The organism is Leadbetterella sp. DM7 (genome assembly GCF_040829825.2).
Lineage (GTDB): Bacteria > Bacteroidota > Bacteroidia > Cytophagales > Spirosomataceae > Leadbetterella.
The window spans coordinates 162,675-182,772 of record NZ_JBFOLH020000005.1 but is presented as its reverse complement, the minus strand read 5'-3'; the positions used below and the strand labels follow the sequence as shown (position 1 = coordinate 182,772).

The 20,098-nt window shown below is 38.2% G+C and carries 18 protein-coding genes; 13 read left to right on the top strand and 5 right to left on the bottom strand.

Features of this window, described 5'->3' with window-relative positions; translation table 11 throughout:
• The first annotated feature begins 36 nt into the window (after window positions 1–36).
• The gene (locus AB2U10_RS08175) at window positions 37–1,374 is read left to right on the top strand and encodes a sigma-54-dependent transcriptional regulator (protein ID WP_078690912.1); all 1,338 of its coding nucleotides are present in this window, start codon (window positions 37–39) and stop codon (window positions 1,372–1,374) included.
• 4 nt (window positions 1,375–1,378) lie between these two features.
• Here AB2U10_RS08175 and AB2U10_RS08170 read toward each other — a convergent pair whose 3' ends face one another.
• From AB2U10_RS08170 to nhaA, 5 genes are read right to left on the bottom strand one after another with little or no spacing between them, the layout of a single operon-like run.
• Window positions 1,379–2,323, bottom strand: a complete 945-nt coding sequence (locus tag AB2U10_RS08170; protein WP_078690913.1) for an arsenic resistance protein — start codon at window positions 2,321–2,323, stop codon at window positions 1,379–1,381.
• A gap of 22 nt (window positions 2,324–2,345) precedes the next feature.
• Window positions 2,346–3,038 (bottom strand): potassium channel family protein, encoded by a 693-nt coding sequence (locus AB2U10_RS08165; protein ID WP_078690914.1) that lies wholly within the window; start codon window positions 3,036–3,038, stop codon window positions 2,346–2,348.
• Window positions 3,039–3,052: 14 nt separating this feature from the next.
• Complete coding sequence (locus AB2U10_RS08160) at window positions 3,053–4,792, bottom strand: TrkH family potassium uptake protein (protein ID WP_221406954.1); 1,740 nt, start codon at window positions 4,790–4,792, stop codon at window positions 3,053–3,055.
• 17 nt (window positions 4,793–4,809) lie between these two features.
• Window positions 4,810–6,117 (bottom strand): DUF389 domain-containing protein, encoded by a 1,308-nt coding sequence (locus AB2U10_RS08155; protein ID WP_078690915.1) that lies wholly within the window; start codon window positions 6,115–6,117, stop codon window positions 4,810–4,812.
• 13 nt (window positions 6,118–6,130) lie between these two features.
• On the bottom strand, window positions 6,131–7,462 hold the full coding sequence (gene nhaA, locus AB2U10_RS08150) for a Na+/H+ antiporter NhaA (protein WP_115401465.1): 1,332 nt from the start codon (window positions 7,460–7,462) through the stop codon (window positions 6,131–6,133).
• Between the two features lie 626 nt (window positions 7,463–8,088).
• On the opposite strand from nhaA, the gene AB2U10_RS08145 reads away from it, so the two are divergent.
• From AB2U10_RS08145 to AB2U10_RS08090, 12 genes are all read left to right on the top strand, one after another.
• Window positions 8,089–8,448: a DUF7674 family protein gene (locus AB2U10_RS08145; protein ID WP_115401464.1), complete on the top strand. Its 360-nt coding sequence runs from the start codon at window positions 8,089–8,091 to the stop codon at window positions 8,446–8,448.
• A gap of 6 nt (window positions 8,449–8,454) precedes the next feature.
• Window positions 8,455–8,622, top strand: coding sequence for a hypothetical protein (locus tag AB2U10_RS08140; RefSeq protein WP_158542122.1), 168 nt, complete (start codon window positions 8,455–8,457; stop codon window positions 8,620–8,622).
• A 122-nt stretch (window positions 8,623–8,744) separates the two neighbouring features.
• On the top strand, window positions 8,745–9,128 hold the full coding sequence (locus AB2U10_RS08135) for a DUF7674 family protein (protein ID WP_078690918.1): 384 nt from the start codon (window positions 8,745–8,747) through the stop codon (window positions 9,126–9,128).
• Window positions 9,125–9,202 carry a potassium-transporting ATPase subunit F gene (locus AB2U10_RS08130; protein ID WP_078691099.1) on the top strand — a complete coding sequence of 26 codons (78 nt, stop codon included), beginning with the start codon at window positions 9,125–9,127 and terminating at the stop codon, window positions 9,200–9,202. Before AB2U10_RS08135 ends, AB2U10_RS08130 begins: the two co-directional genes overlap by 4 nt.
• 242 nt (window positions 9,203–9,444) lie before the next feature.
• Complete coding sequence (gene kdpA / locus AB2U10_RS08125; protein WP_078690920.1) at window positions 9,445–11,133, top strand: potassium-transporting ATPase subunit KdpA; 1,689 nt, start codon at window positions 9,445–9,447, stop codon at window positions 11,131–11,133.
• A 20-nt stretch (window positions 11,134–11,153) separates the two neighbouring features.
• Window positions 11,154–13,163: a potassium-transporting ATPase subunit KdpB gene (gene kdpB, locus AB2U10_RS08120; protein ID WP_115401462.1), complete on the top strand. Its 2,010-nt coding sequence runs from the start codon at window positions 11,154–11,156 to the stop codon at window positions 13,161–13,163.
• A gap of 22 nt (window positions 13,164–13,185) precedes the next feature.
• The gene (locus AB2U10_RS08115; protein ID WP_115401461.1) at window positions 13,186–13,746 is read left to right on the top strand and encodes a K(+)-transporting ATPase subunit C; all 561 of its coding nucleotides are present in this window, start codon (window positions 13,186–13,188) and stop codon (window positions 13,744–13,746) included.
• Between the two features lie 107 nt (window positions 13,747–13,853).
• Window positions 13,854–14,936, top strand: coding sequence for a porin (locus tag AB2U10_RS08110; RefSeq protein ID WP_115401460.1), 1,083 nt, complete (start codon window positions 13,854–13,856; stop codon window positions 14,934–14,936).
• A gap of 70 nt (window positions 14,937–15,006) precedes the next feature.
• Complete coding sequence (locus AB2U10_RS08105; protein ID WP_367914872.1) at window positions 15,007–16,260, top strand: glycosyltransferase; 1,254 nt, start codon at window positions 15,007–15,009, stop codon at window positions 16,258–16,260.
• Between the two features lie 2 nt (window positions 16,261–16,262).
• The gene (locus tag AB2U10_RS08100) at window positions 16,263–17,384 is read left to right on the top strand and encodes a sensor protein KdpD (RefSeq protein WP_199562634.1); all 1,122 of its coding nucleotides are present in this window, start codon (window positions 16,263–16,265) and stop codon (window positions 17,382–17,384) included.
• A gap of 1 nt (window position 17,385) precedes the next feature.
• Entirely contained in the window at window positions 17,386–19,122 is a 1,737-nt protein-coding gene (locus AB2U10_RS08095; protein ID WP_115401457.1) for an ATP-binding protein, read from the top strand.
• Between the two features lie 64 nt (window positions 19,123–19,186).
• Window positions 19,187–20,023: an RteC domain-containing protein gene (locus AB2U10_RS08090; protein WP_078690926.1), complete on the top strand. Its 837-nt coding sequence runs from the start codon at window positions 19,187–19,189 to the stop codon at window positions 20,021–20,023.
• The last annotated feature ends 75 nt before the right edge of the window (window positions 20,024–20,098 follow it).

Genomic DNA, 20,098 nt, shown 5'->3' with positions numbered 1-20,098 from the left:
ATTTAGTAAATTTGTTCCCTATAATTCAGCAAAAAAGTGGTAAAAGTTTTAATAATAGACGATGAGGAAAAATTGAGAAATCTACTTTCAAAAATTATTGGTTTTGAAGGTTTTGAGGTTTTTCAGGCATCTAGCATAAAATCGGGATTGCAACGATTAGATGTAGAAGAAATAGATGTGGTGATATGCGATGTAAAACTCCCGGATGGAAGTGGTGTAGATACCGCAAAAGTTATCAAAGAAAAATATCCTGCTGTAGAGGTAATTCTTTTGACCGCTTTCGGAAATATTTCTGATGGTGTACAGGCAATAAAGAACGGGGCTTTCGACTATATTACGAAAGGTGATGACAACAATAAAATAATCCCGCTTCTATATAAAGCCAGTGAAAAGGTTGCTTTAAACAAGAGAGTTCAAAAATTAGAAAAACAATTAGGCGAAAAACATTCGTTCGATAAAATCATCGGTACATCTAAGCCTATCATCAAAGCTATTGAGCTAGCCCGAAAAGTGGCTGGCACAGACACGACTGTTTTATTGACAGGAGAAACAGGTACTGGTAAAGAAGTCTTTGCACAAGCCATCCATCAGGGAAGTCAACGGGTTAACCACAACTTTGTAGCTATCAATTGCTCAGCATTTAGTAAAGATCTGTTGGAAAACGAATTGTTCGGGCACAAAGCAGGGGCTTTTACAGGAGCCTCAAAAGACCAGAAAGGGCTTTTTGAGGAAGCGCATAACGGCACTATTTTTCTGGATGAAATCGGGGAAATGGCACTGGATCTCCAAGCTAAGATTTTGCGGGTACTGGAATCAGGCGAATTGCTTCGTGTGGGGGATGCAAAGCCCATTAAGGTCAATGTACGTATCATTGCTGCGACAAATCGTAATCTGGAAGAGGAAATAGAGAAAGAACATTTTAGAAGCGATCTCTTTTACCGTCTTTCTGTCTTTGGCATTCACCTGCCTTCATTAAGGGAACGTCCCAAAGACATCAAATTATTAGCAGAATATTATGCCAGTATATTCGCACTAAAATCAAACAGAAAACCTTTGAGGTTAACGGATGAATACATGGAGGCTCTGGAGAACAATGCATGGAAAGGTAACATCCGTGAATTAAAAAACGTGATTGAAAGAAGTGTAATTCTGGCAGATGCTGACGTGCTAGATCTGGATACATTACCCGCTGACCTACAATATGCCAAATCCAATGCGCAACAGTTGTCCGCATTTTCTATGGCAAGTGCTGAAAAACTGCACATACAGAAAATTCTTAATCATACGGGAGGTAATAAAGCGGAAGCAGCCCGATTACTGGAAATTGGGGTAGCAACACTTTACAGAAAAATGGAGCAATACAAAATTCAGTAGTGAGCTATTCTTTTTGTGTTTTTAAAAGTATTTGTGACGTCAAAACTAAAATAGGTAACTCTATTAATGGACCAATCACTAAAGCCAAAGCAATCATTGGTTCTGCGGAAAATGCCGAAACAGCTATGGCTAATGAAATTGGAGAATTTCTTGCCATAGTAGTAAACGTTAAGCTTACCTTGTCTGCATAATTGAACCGGAGTAATTTGCTTGCAAGAAATGCGACAAGGAATGCTACCCCAAAAAAAAGTAAAACCGGGATAAGCATTTTGTAAATAATACTTGGATGGCTGATTAAATCTTTTCCTTCAGACGCAAACATAGCAACTACAGCTAAAGCCAAAAAAAAGACTTGAGAAGTCTCAAAAAAATTTAAAAAGCTGCTTTTGCTTACATTTTTGCCTTTCACTATTGTTTTGGCTATAAGTGCCAGAATGAACGGTAACACCAAAACAATCAAGATGCTCTCCGCAAGTGACCCTAAGGCTACATTTCCTGATTTTCCAAAAAAGAACAAGAGATATACTGGTAGAAGTAAAACCTGTAATATTAAATTCGCTGGAAGAATGGCTGTTGACAAAGAAACATTTCCTTTAGCTACATTTGTAAAAACTAAATACCAATCGGTACAAGGTGTGACCATAAGCATGACGAAACCAATCCATAGAGCTAAATCACTATGTAAAAATATACTTCCCAGTAAATAAGCGAATACAGGTGTCCAGACGAAATTGATAAGAATACTGGTTACTGAAAATTTAACATTCAGAAAAGCGTGCTTTAGTTCTGTAAGATCAATGGTCAGAAATAACCCAAAGAGCATTACCATCAACAGCGGAATAATCAAGGATGACGAAAAATCTGAAATCGTAAAAGATTGCCCAAGAAGTAGACCTACAATTACAGCGATTAAAATAACTATCGTTTGGTACCTATTGATTTTATCCATTTTGGTTTATGCAAAAAATGATCTATTCAAATTTCCCTTTAGCAAATTTCTGTAAATCTTCATTAGCTCCATAAATTACTATGATGTCATCCCGCTGAAGCATAGTAGTTGGTTCTGGAATTCCCTGTACATTGGCTACTATTTTGCTTCTGCCCAAAAAACTTTTTTCCGGTGTATCTCGAATAATGGTTAGAATCAACACATTGTGAAGTTCTCTGAATTTAACTTCCTCTATGGTTTTGCCGACATATTTTTCAGGCACAATAATCTCTACGATACTGAAATTCTTGTTTAACTCGAAAGAATCTACTACACCTTTTAGACATAACTTTTTAGCCCAACGTTCAGCAGTTTCTTCTTCCGGTCGTACAATTTCATTCACACCGAGAGCTTGTAGTACATTTTCATGCAAAGGATTAATGGAACGACTGATTAGTCTTTTTACACCTAAATTTTTGAAGTGTGCCGTTACCATAATGTTAGCACCTTCGTCTTCTCCAATACAAACCATCACTACATCGGTGTTCTTTAGTGGAAGGTGTGCTATAGCAGACTGATCGGTTGCATTCATGCAGATGGTATGAGACAACTTATCCTTTAATGCCACTACTTTTTCATCACGTGAATCTACCCCGATTACTTCATTTCCCTGTTGGGTTAGTTTTTCGGCTAATGAGCCTCCAAAGTTGCCCAAACCTATAATTACAAATTTCATTTTAAATCTTCTTTTTAGTTGATTAATATTTCATCCGATGGATAATGATAATTACCTTGCTTCACCTTCTTAAAAAAGGCAATAAGGATAGTCAGCATACTTACCCTGCCAATAAACATCGTAGCCACCAACACCATTTTACTCTCGCTACTCAAATCTCCTGTTATCCCCAAACTAAGACCAACGGTGCTGTAAGCGGAAAAGCTCTCAAATGCGATATCTAATAGAGGAACATGATTGTCGTAATGAGAAATCAAGAAAACACTAGAACCGATGACCAATAAAGATAGGCTCATCACAGCAAAAGCCCTCCGTACGGAAATGTCTGCTACTTCCCGTCGGAAAATTTCGATTTTACGTTTGCCTTTTGCCAAACTCAAATAGTTTAAGGTGGCAATCGCAAACGTACTCGTTTTAATACCTCCACCGGTTGAGGCAGGAGATGCACCTACCCACATTAAAAAAATGATGATGATGATAGACGAAAAGTGCATCTGACTAAAATCAATGGAATTAAAACCTGCCGTTCTGGGTGTAGTGGCTGTGAACAGTGCCGTGACAATTTTCCCGACCCCTTCATGATTACTCAAAACATTGTGATATTCCTTGATGTAGATAATGACGGTTCCTAAAACTATCAAGATGGAAGTGGTCAATAAATTTATTTTATTGCTCAAGGTCAAAATCCATGGACGGTAGTTGTTCTTCTTTTCTACAAACCAAAGAATATACCTTGCTATCAGATTTTTTATATACCGTACGGAATTGATCACGATCGGAAATCCTAATCCTCCGAATACAAATATGATGACAATAATAAATTGTAGCGGATAATTATATACATAACTAGCTTCCATCATGCCATTTGGCAATGTTGAAAAACCGGCATTGCAAAAAGCCGAAATAGAATGAAAAACGGAGAAATATACTCTCTCAGAAAATAATGGAATTAAAGTTTTATCCAGATTCAAGAAAATGAGTATTGCTCCGATAAATTCTATCAAAAATGTAATGGTCAAAATCCTTTTTACCGTCGTAAAAACCTCGCCAATTTTCTCAGAATTGGTCATATCACTTAATGCAAGTTGATTTTCATAGGTGGATCCACCCTTGAAAAAGTAACTAAAATAGCTGGCAAATGTGAGGATACCTAAACCACCAGCCTGTATCAGCAACATGATTAATGTTTGTCCAAAAGAGGTGAAATAACTGCTCGTATCTACCACGATAAGCCCGGTAACACATACGGCACTGGTGGAAGTAAACAAGGCATCTACAAAGCTTATCCCTTCATAAGTTGCTTTAGGAAGCATTAAAAGTAAAGCACCGATTACGATCAGACCTATAAAACTGATGATAAACAATTGAGCAGGATTCAGTAAAGAACGCTTATAACTTACTCGTGGACGAGTAAATTCCCTTACCAATTTCAAAATAACAGCCCACCTTATCCAAGGGCTTATGTCTGATAATCCATCTGTTGATAATTGCTTGTACAAACAATAGAGCACAAACAACACACTCAATGTGTCAAAAACAAAAACACTTAATATGAATTCTTTCCGATGATAATAGTATTTCAGTACAGTATAAAAAACACCAATAACCAATACAAACAAATACAATGAAATGATACCCAATTGTAAGCTTGAATTTAGTATAAAGCCATAATCCCCTATAAGTGCTGTAAGTGCTACCAAATGAAGGACAACAATAAGTCGCTGCACCCATCTGGCATATAAAAAATCTTTCATTATTTTTTTCTCTGCGGCTATTCTGACTGTGTATCTTGCAAAAGCAGTGTGTTATCGACCTTAAGTCGCTCATTTAGCCATTTCTTTATTTTGGTTTTATCAGTTTCTTTTGCTCCCTTTTCAAGATGGTATAAAACCACCCATTCAATCCTTGCACTGTCGGTCCCGGTATATTTTTCTATTTTGCCGAGGGACACATCTTCAAGTTCCGGAAAAAGGACATTGATCTCTTTCACTAAACCAGGTTCGCTTACTTTATATCTATTCAATTCCTGCCTCAAATTATTGATGGTAACATCTTTTTCAGATAAAGAAGCATCCTGCTTATTCAATTCACTGAGAATTTCAGATTTGAGATCTGCATCGTCCTGTCTAAAACCCAACGTTGTATTATGAATACCTCTTTCATCCAATAGCCGGTTATACATCTCCATTTCTTCTTTGCTCAATTTTTTGTCTAGGAAAGCAATATCCACTTTTTTAGGTTTGGAGTTATAATTCAGTTTTTTATAAATCACGGTATAACCTCTGCTGCTAAATTCTGAACTGATAAACTCTTCTACTGTTTTTGTGAATTTTTTCTCTTCAAAAAGATTATAAGCCAGATAAAAGCTAGGGATAATCATGACCATCATTAAAGTCGTAATACCATATCGGATACGCTTTTCATTTTTAGGCTCGATCGTTGCGGATGCAGGATATTTTAAATACTTGATTACCAAAAAAGTGGCAATACATATAAAGAAACAGTTGATCGTGTACAGATAAAAGGCACCAAAGAAATAACTAAAATTAAAGGTTGCCAAACCATATCCTGCGGTACACAACGGCGGCATCAATGCTGTTGCAATGGCAACTCCCGGAATTGGATTTCCTTTCTCTACCCGGGTGATGGCAATAACACCTACTAAACCGCCAAAGAAAGCAATCAACACGTCATATATGTTGGGCGAAGTACGAGCCAACAATTCAGATTGCACGTCTTTAAACGGACTGATATAAAAATAAAATGCCGACACCAGCAAGCTGACAATTGTGGCAATTAACAGGTTTTTGATTGACTTCCTTAACAGCAGGAAGTTATAGGTTCCTAACGCAAATCCTGCCCCTAATATAGGTCCCATCAAGGGTGATATCAGCATCGCACCGATAATCACCGCTGTGGAATTGACATTCAATCCAACAGAAGCGATAATGATGGCACAGGCCAATATCCAAAGGTTGGATCCACGAAAGGAAATGTTAGCCGTTACGTTTTCTAAAACTTTTTGTTTATCTTCTTCACCATTGTGCAGGTTGATAAAATCCCATATTTTATTACTCATCTGCTATTGAATATTAAGATTTCTTTCTCGCCTGTTTGCTGAGTACATAATACCCCAACACACCGCCGATAATAGATGCTGCAAAAATTCCTATTTTAGCCTGTGTCATATATTCTTCATGCGAAAAAGCTAATGAAGTCACAAACAATGACATCGTAAATCCAATAGAAGCAAGCAAACCTACACCAAATAGGTTTCGTACATTCATCCCTTCCGGGAAAGGAGCAACTTTAAGCTTAACCAGAAGCCATGTAAATCCGACAACGCCTACTACTTTACCGACCAACAAGCCTAAGGCGACGCCCAATGCCACATTCGTACTGAACAAATGTTCCATATCTATAGCCAATGAAACGCCCGCATTTGCCAGTGCAAATATCGGAATGATTATAAACGTTACCATGGGGTGCATCGCATGTTCCAATCGTTGTAATGGTGGAGTCGCTGCAACCGTACTATTTTGAATTTCTTCGAGAATATGCAGCTGTTCATTCGTCAGCGTAGGTTTACTGTTGTCCGGATCTATTCCTTTAAACTTATCCAGCAACCGTTGAATATTATTGCTGAATATTTTTTCATTGATTTTCACATCTGCCGGAATAGTAAATGCAGCCAGTACTGCGGCAATTGTCGCATGCACGCCAGACAACAAAAATGTAGTCCAAACACCACCTATCCCTAAAATCGCGTAGAACAAAATGCTTCGCACGCCCATTTTATTACCAATGTACATCGTCAACAGTACCAAAGCACCGATGATCAAATGAAACATGGATATGTCCGATGTATAGAAAAAAGCGATGACCAGCACGGCTCCCAAATCGTCAACAATAGCCAAAGCCGTTAAAAATACTTTGAGCGTTAGCGGAATTTTGTTTCCTAATAAATAAAGTACGCCTAGAGCGAATGCTATATCTGTTGCCATGGGTATTCCCCAACCACTGTGTACTTCACCTGTTGGATTCAGGAAGAGATATATAGCGGCAGGTACAGCCATACCACCAAATGCCGCAGCAATGGGTAATAGCGCTTTACGTGGGTTGGACAACTCGCCTCCGACAATCTCTCTTTTTAGTTCCAAACCGACCACAAAGAAAAATATAGCCATCAGACCATCATTGATCCAGTGATGCAGGTTATACTCAAAATAAGTATTTCCGTCTAATTGAAAACCAAACCTGTGCTCTAGAATATGGTGATACTCTTCCGATAATGGTGAGTTTGCTAATATCAAAGCAATAACTACGCTAATACCCAATACGATTCCACCTGCTTTTTCATTCTTAATGAAGCTCTGTATAGGTGATACAATTTTTTCAATAGGTGTCCTTTTTACTTTATTCATCTTTTATAATTATCCCTCTTGTTTATGCTGAAAATGACTTAGAAGAAAGTCAATTTGCGATTTTATAAAGTACAAAAATATAAAATTCAAAACGATTCTCCTTACTAATCAAGGCAATATCGCTCCACCAAGACAGCATACCTTTTATCATCAATTGACATGGTCGTATCATTATGAGAATGACCCTATCATTATGAGAAGGTTTTTCGGAAGAAAGAATTAAAGGAATTTAAATAACAAACTTATTTACAGTTGTTTATACTGTATTTGTTTTCACTGGAATGAATATTGGCATAGTGTATACAAACGAAATTAAAAATGAGAAAAAGAAATGTCAAATGGAAACAGCAAAAAGAACCGCCGTCGTTTCCAAAATGGCTCAAATCATATCATTTATTGCTTTTTGCATTGATCGTGATGTTGATATTCGGAGCCATTATGAAGCACATTAGTGAGGTATAATCTTAAAATTTATAACATGATAACAACAGTTTTAGTACTCGCAGGGTTAGCCTGCTTCGGCCTGTTCATAAAGTCAATCGACTTCTTTGAGAAAATCTAAAATAAGATGAAAAAAGATGTGAATACATTGAGCTCTCATCGACCATTTTAAGGAAAATAAATAGATGAAAACAAAAATAATAAATACGATACAACAATGGGCTCCTGAAGCTGCAAGACTAATTCCCGATTTGGATAATCTGGATGACGCTATTGCAGACTACCTATTGCTTCACAAATTGGCAGAAGTTTGTTCCCAAAAAATTTGTTCGGGATTGGAGGATGAATTAGAGCGGGTTCAGGAGATAGCGAAAGTAATTAATCTTTTGTACCAGGGAGGAAATCAATACACACGAAATGCTATTGAAAATGAGTTCCTGACAGCATTGTCGTTTGATGAGAGCCCAGGTAGTCTAAAAAAACACCTGGATTTATTTCCGATCGAATTGCGAAAAGGATATATCAAAACCATTTTGGAAAACTAAGTAAACATGAAAGTTTCAAAAGAGAAAGAACAGTGGTCTTCTAAAATAAAAAAGGCAGCATTAGCAATATTATTATTTCTCCTGTTTGCAGCCTCTGTAAAGCTTGGTGGGTTTGCAGGTCTTTTAATTGGCTTTGTCTTTTTCTTCTTATTCTTTCAATTAATCAGCAGATGAAAAAAGAACGAAAATCAAACAGAGAAATAGTTACAGATATATTGGCAAAAATACTTTTAGCATTTATTGTCTTCTGCATTTTCTATGGGATGTTTTTCAGCAAATAAAAAACAATCAGAACAATGAATGAAATAAACGAAAATGCAGCCAGTGTTTATCTGGCTCAGCATTATGGGGAAATTCAAGAAGAAATCACCGAATTATCCTCGAAAAGAAACTTTGCAGGCATATTTCAGGCAATCGTTAACCATATCAATCTTCTACTCTCCAAGGGACAGATAGAGAAAATTGGGGTGAGAATTAAGTTTATCGGTTGGCTCCATAAAAGAGGAAATGAATACGTAAGGTATATTATTGAGAATCTTTTTGTCCGCTCTTTTGAAGGAATGAAAAGGCGTTGTACAGCAGAACAATGGATATACGTGTATCAACTTATCCCTAATAACCTGAAACATGTTTATCAGTTTCAGCATACAAATTATTTAATACAAAAAACAAGTCTATGACCGCATTATTTATAGTAGCCATAGGTGTATTTGCTTACATCTGCTACGTATTGCTTAAACCGGAAAAATTTTAAACCGTTTCAGTAGATGAAGAAAAATACAAAGGTGAAGATCAAGGTATGGATATCCATTATATTCTGGGTGCTGTTCTTTATTTCTATTATCTATTTGGCGTTTCTAAAAATTCAAATATTGCTATGAAAAAGATAATCAATGAAATGAAAGATGTAGCCCGAATTGCCTTGATATTCCTGATCGTATTGGCATTCGTCAAGCTGCTTGGGTGGATGTTTAAAACCATATTTAATTAATAAAAATGAACACAGAAATTTTAGGAATAATCGTAATGTTTACCTTGTCGATATTGCTGGCAATACCGCTGGGTAAATACATCGCAAAAGTCTATGGCGGCGAAAAAACGCTGCTCGATCCGATTTTTAATCCAATAGAACGGATCTTTTACAAAATCAGTGGTATCAATCCACATACAGAGATGAACTGGAAACAGCAGATGGTCGTGATGATCTCGATCAATATGGTCTGGTTCCTATTAGGAATGGTTGTTTTGATGAATCAGGGAAATCTTCCTTTGAACCCGGATAAAAACCCGAGTATGTCGGCAGACCTTGCATTTAATACTGTCATATCATTTGTGGTAAACTGTAATCTACAGCACTATTCGGGGGAGTCTGGGTTAAGCTATCTGGGACAGTACTGGCTGATGTTTTTACAGTTTGTAAGTGCAGGAACTGGTATGGCAGCCGCAGTAGTATTATTCAGGGCATTCAGGGATAAAACCGCCGATACCTTGGGAAACTTCTACAGCAATTTTGTAAAATCATGTACCCGTATTTTACTACCCATATCATTTGTAGTAGCCATCATATTGGCGTTTGAAGGCACGCCGATGACTTTTGAGGGAAAAGATACCATCACTACTTTACAGGGAGATTCTGTAGAGGTGTCAAGAGGGCCAGCAGCTGCTTTTGTACCCATTAAACACGTAGGAACTAACGGTGGTGGATTCTTTGGTGTAAACTCTGCTCACCCTTTTGAAAACCCATCCTATTTATCCAATATGGTAGAAATGGTTGCCCAGCTGATCGTGCCTTTGGCTATGATTTTTGCTTTCGGCTATTTTATCAGAAGAAGAAAACTCTCGTGGATGATATTCGGCGTAATGACGGTAGGTTTTCTAATGCTGACTATTCCAAATATCAATATGGAGATGAACGGAAACCCTGCTATAGCAGCTATGGGTATCGATAATTCATTGGGAGCAATGGAAGGGAAAGAAATCCGATTAGGAGCACCTGCTTCCGGATTTTGGAGTATCGTAACCACCGTGATCTCTACGGGTTCAGTGAACTCCATGCATGATAGTTCGATGGCGTTATCCGGGATGAATGAATTACTGGCCATGATGATCAATGCATTCTACGGCGGTGTCGGCGTTGGTTTATTGAACTTCTTTATTTTCATCATACTGGCTGTATTTATCAGTGGATTGATGGTGGGAAGAACGCCCGAGTTCCTGGGTAAAAAAGTAGAAGCGAGAGAAATGAAAATCGCCATGATTATCGCCCTGTTACATCCGTTCCTGATACTTGTCGGAACAGCACTGGCAGCAGCTTTACCACAGTATACGGCTGACTCTCTCAATAATCCAGGATTTCATGGACTTAGCGAAATGCTTTATGAATATACCTCATCATCTGCCAACAACGGTAGCGGGTTTGAAGGGCTGGGTGATAATACACCTTGGTGGAATATCAGTACTGGATTTGTACTAATCCTTTCCAGATTCTTACCGATCATAGGTCCCGTTGCAATTGCAGGCTTATTGGCACAAAAGAAATTTGTACCGGAAGGTGACGGAACATTGAAGACCGATACAGCCACTTTCGGACTGATGGTGTTCGCCGTAATCGCTATTGTAGCTGCGTTGGCATTCTTCCCGGTTTTGGCATTAGGCCCAATTGCAGAATACTTCTCACTTTATTAAACTGATTAAAGAATTTAGAAATGAACAACAATACATCATTGTTTCAAAAAGATATGGTTCAGGAAGCATTGAAGCAATCTTTTGTGAAACTCAATCCGAAAACCATGTTCCGTAATCCGGTCATGTTTACTGTATGGATCGGTACCTTGGTCATGTTAGCCGTGAGCCTCTGGACATTGGCAGGAGCTCAGGGACAAGGAAGTTTTGGCTATAATTTTACGGTTTTCATCATCCTGTTATTGACATTATTGTTTGCCAACTTTGCGGAAGCTATTGCCGAAGCAAGAGGTAAGGCACAGGCTGATAGTCTGCGTAAGACGAGAGAGGAAACTCCTGCAAGATTGAAAAACGGAAAAACCATCTCGTCTGCGCAATTGCAAAAAGGCGATATTTTCATCTGTGAAGCAGGCGACATAATCCCAACCGATGGAGAAATTATTGAAGGTTTGGCTACCATTGATGAAAGTGCCATTACCGGAGAGTCTGCTCCTGTAATCCGTGAAGCGGGTGGTGATAAAAGCTCCGTAACGGGTGGTACCAAAGTTTTGTCGGATAAAATCGTGGTGCAGGTGACAACGCAGCCTGGTGAAAGCTTCCTGGACAAAATGATTGCGTTGGTAGAAGGTGCTGCGCGACAAAAAACACCCAATGAAATCGCTTTAACGATTTTATTGGCAGGGTTTACATTGGTATTTATCATCGTCTGTGTGACACTCAAACCATTTGCTGATTACGCCAATGTGGGAATTACCATTGCATCGTTTATTTCCCTGTTTGTCTGTCTGATCCCCACCACCATTGGAGGCTTATTATCAGCCATTGGGATTGCCGGAATGGATAGAGCCCTGAGAGCCAATGTGATTACCAAAAGTGGCAAAGCGGTTGAAACCGCTGGTGACATTGATGTTTTGCTATTGGATAAAACAGGAACTATTACCATTGGTAACCGTAAAGCAACCCATTTTCATGCCGCCAATGGTATTGATGAGAAAAGATTAATAAAAGCTGCGGTATTGAGCTCCATGGCGGATGAAACACCGGAAGGAAAATCGATTATAGAGCTTGCCGGGGTTAATCCATTAAGCTATGAAGCAAGAAACCCTCAGTTTATCAAGTTTACGGCGGAGACAAGGAGTTCAGGTGTAGACTATGAAGGCACACGTATCCGAAAAGGTGCAACGGATGCCATTAAAAGCATGGTTACACGAGCAGGCAATACGTTTCCAAAAGAAGTTGAGGAAAAAGTTAAAGCTATCTCATCTAATGGTGGTACACCGCTGGTCGTATCAGAGAACGAAGTCGCTTTAGGAGTGATCGAATTACAGGACATCATCAAACCCGGTATCCAGGAACGTTTTGAACGTCTGCGTAAAATGGGTATTAAAACCGTGATGGTAACCGGAGACAATCCTTTAACTGCAAAATTTATAGCAGAGAAAGCGGGTGTCGATGACTTCATTGCTGAAGCAAAGCCCGAGGACAAGATGAATTACATCAAAAAAGAGCAATCAGAAGGTCGATTGGTAGCTATGATGGGGGACGGAACCAACGATGCTCCGGCGCTGGCTCAGGCTGATGTAGGCGTTGCTATGAATTCTGGCACACAGGCAGCGAAGGAAGCGGGTAATATGGTGGATCTGGACAACGATCCTACCAAATTGATTGAAGTGGTGGAAATCGGAAAACAATTGCTGATGACCCGTGGTACATTGACTACATTCAGTATTGCCAATGATGTGGCTAAGTATTTTGCCATCATTCCTGCCCTGTTTATCACAGCGATTCCTGCATTACAAGGGCTTAATATTATGAATTTACACAGTCCGGAGAGTGCCATATTATCAGCTGTAATTTTCAATGCAATCATCATTCCGATGTTGATTCCATTGGCATTGAAAGGTGTAGCTTACAAACCTATTGGAGCAAGTGCATTACTTAGAAGAAACCTGTTCATTTATGGTTTAGGTGGCGTACTGATACCTTTTGCTGGAATCAAGCTGATAGATATGCTTATCTCGGTTTTCTTTTAATCAATTATAAAAAATAATAGTAATGAAAAAACATATTTTGCCCGCTATAAAATTGACTGCTGTTATGATTCTGTTTTTTACAGTCATCTACCCACTTGCAGTCTGGGGTATCGCACAGTTTGCTCCCAATGCTGGAAAAGGAGAAATTATTGAACACAACGGAAACAAGCATTATGTGAATATTGGCCAGTCTTTTACAGACGACAATTATTTCTGGTCAAGACCATCCGCTGTGGATTACAATGCTGCCGGCTCAGGAGGTAGTAACAAAGGCCCTTCCAATGAGGAATATTTAGCAGACGTTCAGGCACGAATTGACACTTTTTTAGTACACAACCCGGAGGTTGATAAATCTGAAATACCTGTTGATCTGCTGACAGCCAGCGGAAGCGGATTGGATCCGAACTTTTCCGTTCAAGCCGCCAAAGTACAGGTAAAGCGGATAGCTAAAATAAGAGGTGTTGATGAAGTCAAGTTGAATCAATTAATTGATCAGCAGACTGAAAAACCTTTATGGGGCATTTTTGGTCCAGAAAAGATCAATGTACTGAAACTAAATATTGCATTGGACGAACTCAAATAAGCAACCTCAGTCTTTTCAAGCCGTTAATTCAAATGTATGTGTAGCCATTTTAAATATAGGGCGTGAGAGGAATTCAATAAAACAGTTTAAATTTTAATAATTCAAAAATGAAAAAAATAATTATGTTCTCAGCGATCCTGCTGGGAGCAACAGGAAGTGTATGTGCTCAGGAAACAGAAAAAAAACCGTTGACCATCAGCGGATATGCAGAAGTTTATTACCAACAGGATTTCAATAATCCAAAGTCGAACACGAGACCCGGATTTGTGTACAGCCATAACCGTAACAATGAAGTGAGCTTAAACTTAGGTTTCATAAAAGCCGCTTATGAAACAGACCGTATGCGGGCTAATCTGGTTCTTGGAGTGGGTTCCTATATGAATGCCAACTATGCCGCTGAAGAAGGTGTGCTTAAAAACATCTACGAAGCTAACGTGGGTGTAAAGGTATCGAAAACCAAAAATCTTTGGATAGATGCCGGTATTCTACCGTCGCATATAGGTTTTGAAAGTGCTATCGGAGCAGATTGCTTTACATTGACGAGAAGTATGATGGCCGACAATTCACCTTATTTCGAAACAGGGGCCAAATTGTCCTATGCAACCGACAACGGCAAGTGGAATATGGCGGTACTGATATTAAACAGCTGGCAACGCATTCAACGTGTAGAAGGCAATACAACGCCCGCCTTCGGACATCAGTTAACTTTCAAACCATCAGACAGGATCACCTTGAACAGCAGTTCCTTTATAGGCAACGATTTTCCGGATGATGAACGTAGAATGCGTTATTTCCACAATCTGTACGGACAGTTTCAGATCAGCAATCAATTTGCCCTGATTGCCGGATTTGATATTGGTGCACAGCAGAAAGAAAAGTCAAGTGATGACTATGATACATGGTACACACCCGTACTGATTGCAAAATACAGCCCTACTGAAAAAGTAAGTATTGCTGCCAGAGGAGAATATTATCAAGATAAGAATGGAGTTATCATCGGTTCCGGTACAGAAAATGGATTTCAGACTTTTGGAGCTTCGATCAATGTAGATTACCAAATCTTGCCTAATCTGGTTTGGCGTACCGAAGTGAAAAGCCTGAACAGTAAGGATGCTGTATTCCTGAATAGAGATGAACAAATGAAGAAAGATAATGTGATGGCGGTTACATCGCTTGCGATACGTTTTTAGTGATAAAAGGGTGGTATTTAATCAATACCACCCTTCAATAATTAATATCTTTACGTAATAATAGCAAACAATGAGGATAGCCATATTGACATTAGGAACAAGAGGAGATGTGCAGCCTTACGCTGTATTAGGAAAAGCGCTTAAAGACAAGGGGCATGACGTCGTATTATCCACAGCGAAAAACTTTCAGAACCTTGTGGAATCGTATGAACTCGATTTTGTTCCAGTTGATTTGGACTTCCAAGAATTAGTTAATTCAAAAGAAGCAGGCGATTTGATGAAAAACCCTTTAAATGCGATTCGTTCAGCGAATAACCTTAAAAAGATGATGGCTCCACTGGTACAAGATGCGCTGAGAACTTTTTTCGATTTGTCCAAAAACAGTGACAAGGTTTTGTTTCACATCAAGACACTGGCAGACAGCTTTGCAGATCAATTTCCTGAGAAAATGATCATCGCCAATGTGGTTCCTGCCAGTCAGCCAACTTCGGCATTTCCCAATCCCGTTTTCAGTGCATTATCGCTGCCTTCCTTCTTAAACAAACTAACATTTAAACTGACAGAATTAGGGCTAAGGATGTGGAAAAAGCCTATTCAGGAGTTTCGGCAAACCGTTGGACTTCCCAATAAGTTCAGGAAGCCGGACCTGATGTCAATATATGGTATAAGCGAGCTAATTTTAAGAAAGCCGGATGATTTCCCAAGGAATAGCTTTTTTACAGGCTTTTGGTCGACTGATTCTTCTTCTGAACTAGGTCAGGACTTAACCGAATTCCTTGCCAATGGTAATCCACCCTTGCTGATAACATTCGGAAGTATGCCCTTTAGCAAAAAAATCAATATTCCTAACCTTGTCAATATGATAAGTGAAGACTTAGACACCAGAATAATCGTCGTGAAGGGTTGGGGAATTTCAGATGCGGAAATATCTAATTTCAACAGGGGAATAAAAGTAATAGATTCCGCTCCTTATGATAAATTGTTTCCGCTCGTTAGAGCTGTTATACATCATGGTGGTATCGGAACAATTGCTGCTTGCCTTAAAGCGGGCAAACCCTTTTTAACCTGCCCGGTATTACATCCTTTAGGCGACCAGTTTTTTTGGGGTAAAATTGCGTATGATAAGGGTGTAGCTCAATATCCACTACCTTTTAAAAAAATTACACCTGATAATTTTCTTAAAAGTGTCCGTGGATTGTTTAATAATAACGACCTGTATGTGAATGCTGAATTATTTGCGAAACACCTATCCATGGAAAATGGAATAAACAATGCGATAGATATAATCGAAGGTAAAGCTATCGGTCGGGCTAATAAACAATAATTATGGACGAAAGAAAAAATGCCGAACATTTTTTGGATCTGATCCAAAAATCGCGAAGAGGAAAATTTAAGCTCTACATCGGGATGAGTGCCGGTGTAGGTAAAACGTACCGTATGCTGCAAGAGGCTCATACACTCTTGCGCAATGGCATTGATGTAAAAATCGGTTATGTTGAAACACACAAAAGACCTGAAACACATGCTCTGCTGGATGGGCTTCCATTAATACCAAGACGTAAGCTTTTTTATAAGGGTAAAGAATTAGAAGAAATGGACTTGCAGGCCATTATCAATCTGCGACCGGAAGTGGTCATTGTAGATGAACTCGCTCATACCAACATAGAAGGAAGCAACAATGAAAAACGTTGGCAGGATGTCCTGGATATTTTAGACGCAGGTATCAATGTGATCAGTGCCGTCAATATCCAGCATATTGAAAGCCTGAATGAAGAAGTACGGGATATTACAGGGATAGATGTTCAGGAACGTGTGCCGGACAGTGTTGTAGCCCAAGCGGATGAGGTAGTCAATATTGACCTCACGGCAGAGGATCTGATCGATCGTCTGAAGGAAGGTAAAATTTATGAAAGTTCTAAAATAGCAGCGGCTCTGGGTAATTTTTTTAAGAGTGAGCACATCCTACAGCTTCGAGAACTAGCTTTAAAAGAAGTGGCTTCACAAGTTCAGCGAAAAGTAGAGACAGAAGTCGTACTGACAAGAAATATTAAGAAAGAACGCTTTTTAGCCTGTATCAGCTCTAATGAAAAAACAGCGAAAAACGTTATACGAAAGACCGCACGTTTAGCAAATTATTATAACAGCAAATGGTATGTGATGTATGTACAGACCCCTAGAGAAAGTGCCGATAAAATCGCATTGGATAAACAAAGACACTTGATTAATAATTTCAAATTGGCGACTGAGCTGGGGGCTGAAATTATAAAGGTTAAATCAAAGAATACAACGAAAGCGATTATTAAAGAATGTGAAGACCGTAAGATAACGACGGTATGCATTGGCAAACCACATATCACATTGGCAAAAATCATTTTAGCGACTGATACTTTTAATGCTTTGCTGAACAAGTTGTCACATGAAAATATAGATCTCGTAATACTATCGTAAGATGAAAATAAAAGCAAAATTAACGGTTGGAGTTGGTGCTCTGTTCTTACTCATATTGGCATTAGCTGTTGTTAGTGGCTGGTATGTAAACCAACTCAAAAAAGATACGAATAATATCCTTGTTGCCAATTACAATACCTTGCAATATTCCAGAAATATGCTATTGTCTTTGGAAGATTTAGCAATAGACAAATCTGCTTTGGACACCTTTCAAAAGAATCTGGATCTGCAACAGAAGAATGTAACCGAGATAGGAGAAGTAGAGGCCACCAACCTAATCATTAAACATTTTAAGCAGCTAAAGATACAGCCCGAGGATTCCTCTTTGATATCCAACATTCGGAAAGATATTACGGAACTAATGCGCTTGAATATGGAAGCTATTAACCGGAAAAGTGACATTGCCGATGATACGGCTCAAAACGCAATTGTCATTATTTCAGTTACAGGCTCACTATGTTTCATGATTGCATTTATTTTACTGGTCAATTTACCTTCTAGTATAGCCAATCCTATTAAGGAGTTAACCGATAGTATAAAAGAAATAGCAGGACAGAACTATAGAAAGAGGGTACATTTTGAAGGACATAATGAATTTGGTGACTTGGCAAAATCATTCAACACAATGGCTGAGAAACTGGAAGAATATTCCGAGAGTAAATTGGATAAAATCCTAAAAGGTAAAAAACGCATTGAAACTCTGATTGATAACCTGCATGATCCGGTTATTGGTATCGATGAAAATAAAAAAGTTCTTTTTGCTAATGAAGAAGCATTGAATATTTGCGGTTTAAGAAAAGACGAATTTATTGGTAAACAAATACAGGATATAGCCGTTACCAATGATTTAATTAGAAATATTATCAAGGATATTTTTATTCCGAAACCTGAAAATGTAAAATCCGAACAATTAAAAATTTACGCAGACAGAAAGGAAAGCTACTTTGAAAAAGAGGTTGTGGACATCAACATCGTTCCTACCGGAGAAGCAGATAGTGAATTTATCGGTCAGGTTATTCTATTGAGAAATATTACACCATTTAAAGAGCTGGATTTAGCAAAAACCAATTTTATGGGAACGGTTTCCCATGAATTTAAAACACCCATTTCATCTATCCAAATGGGTATTCAACTGCTAGAAAACAATCAGGTAGGGAGCTTAAATGAAGAGCAGATAACATTGATAAAAGGGATTAAAGATGATGCTGAGAGACTTTTACGAATTACCGGAGAATTGTTAAACATCACACAGGTAGAAAGTGGGGCTATTCAGATAAATCTTATTGCTTCTGAAATAAGACCTATGGTTGATTATGCTGTAAATGCAAATAAATCAGCTGCTGAACATAAAAACATAAACATTGAAATCAGTTTAGAGGACGATGATCTTGTTGCAGCGGATAGCGAAAAAACGGCATGGGTGCTGACTAACTTAATCTCTAATGCAGTTAGATATTCCTACGAAAATTCGACGATTCATGTAATAACAGAAAAGGTAGAAAATGTAATTCAATTTTCTGTAACAGACACGGGGCAAGGTATACAGCCCCAGTTCCTCAGTAAGATTTTTGAACGATACTTCCGTATTCCCGGCACTAAAAAAGAAGGAACCGGCTTAGGACTGAGTATAAGCAAAGAGTTTATTGAGGCTCAGGGAGGTAAAATATGGGTCGAGAGTGAGTACGGTGCAGGAAGTACTTTCTATTTTACACTCAATATATTTAATATTAATCAGTAATTTTCAACGTCTCTGAGCTGACATGATCTGAAGCTCGTCGTGGAAACTTCCACATATTTTTCTAATGCATAAATTTTACAAAGATAAACTTCGAGAACTTGATAGTAGACTAGAAGAACTTAAGATCGAATTTGATGAGCCTATTCAGCTATCAGAAATGGCTGTTAACCTCATACTTAGTTATCTTAAGGACATCAAGCTTTATGTTCTGGAAAAAGGTTTTATTGAAGAGAAAGATGAAATACACTTCTTTAAAAAACTAAAGCCAAGCATACTTTCAAAATTGATATACTATAATGCCGTCTTTAAGATTGAAACAAAAAAGCCATATGGCGGTTTCAAATCCATCAAAAAGTATCTTACCAATGAGCAGATAAGATTAAGGAAGTTCTTCGATAACAATCTGGAGTTCTATAAATATTTTAGAACGGACAGCAGTTATTTAGATAACAAGTACTTTCTAAGAGGAAAGCACGATATAAAATTAAGCCTTGACACGTACTATTTTGAATCCGACCATAGTTTTTCAACTTCTCATGATTATAAAGTAGCAAAAATATTAGCCAATGATTTAATACAAGTGTATATTGAAGATCAACTGGCGTGCTTGCATAAAATTAATAAACCTTCAACTATTCAAACAAGTTTAAACTGGACAGCAAGTAAGACATCATTGATAGAATTGATATATGCACTACACTATCAAGGAGTTTTTGATAATGGTAATGCGGATGTTAAACTAATTGCAAAATATTTTGAAAGCGTTTTTAATATTGAATTAGGCGATTTTTATCATACCTATCTAGAATTACGAAATCGAAAAATGAGCCGAACCAAATTCTTAGATACGTTAAGGGAGTCCTTAATCAAGAAAATGGATGAACAAGAAGAAAAACAGTGAACCATACATAATGCACTAATATTTTCGTAAATTAGCGATTGAATTACAAGGATTTTTAGTGAAAATGAATGCATC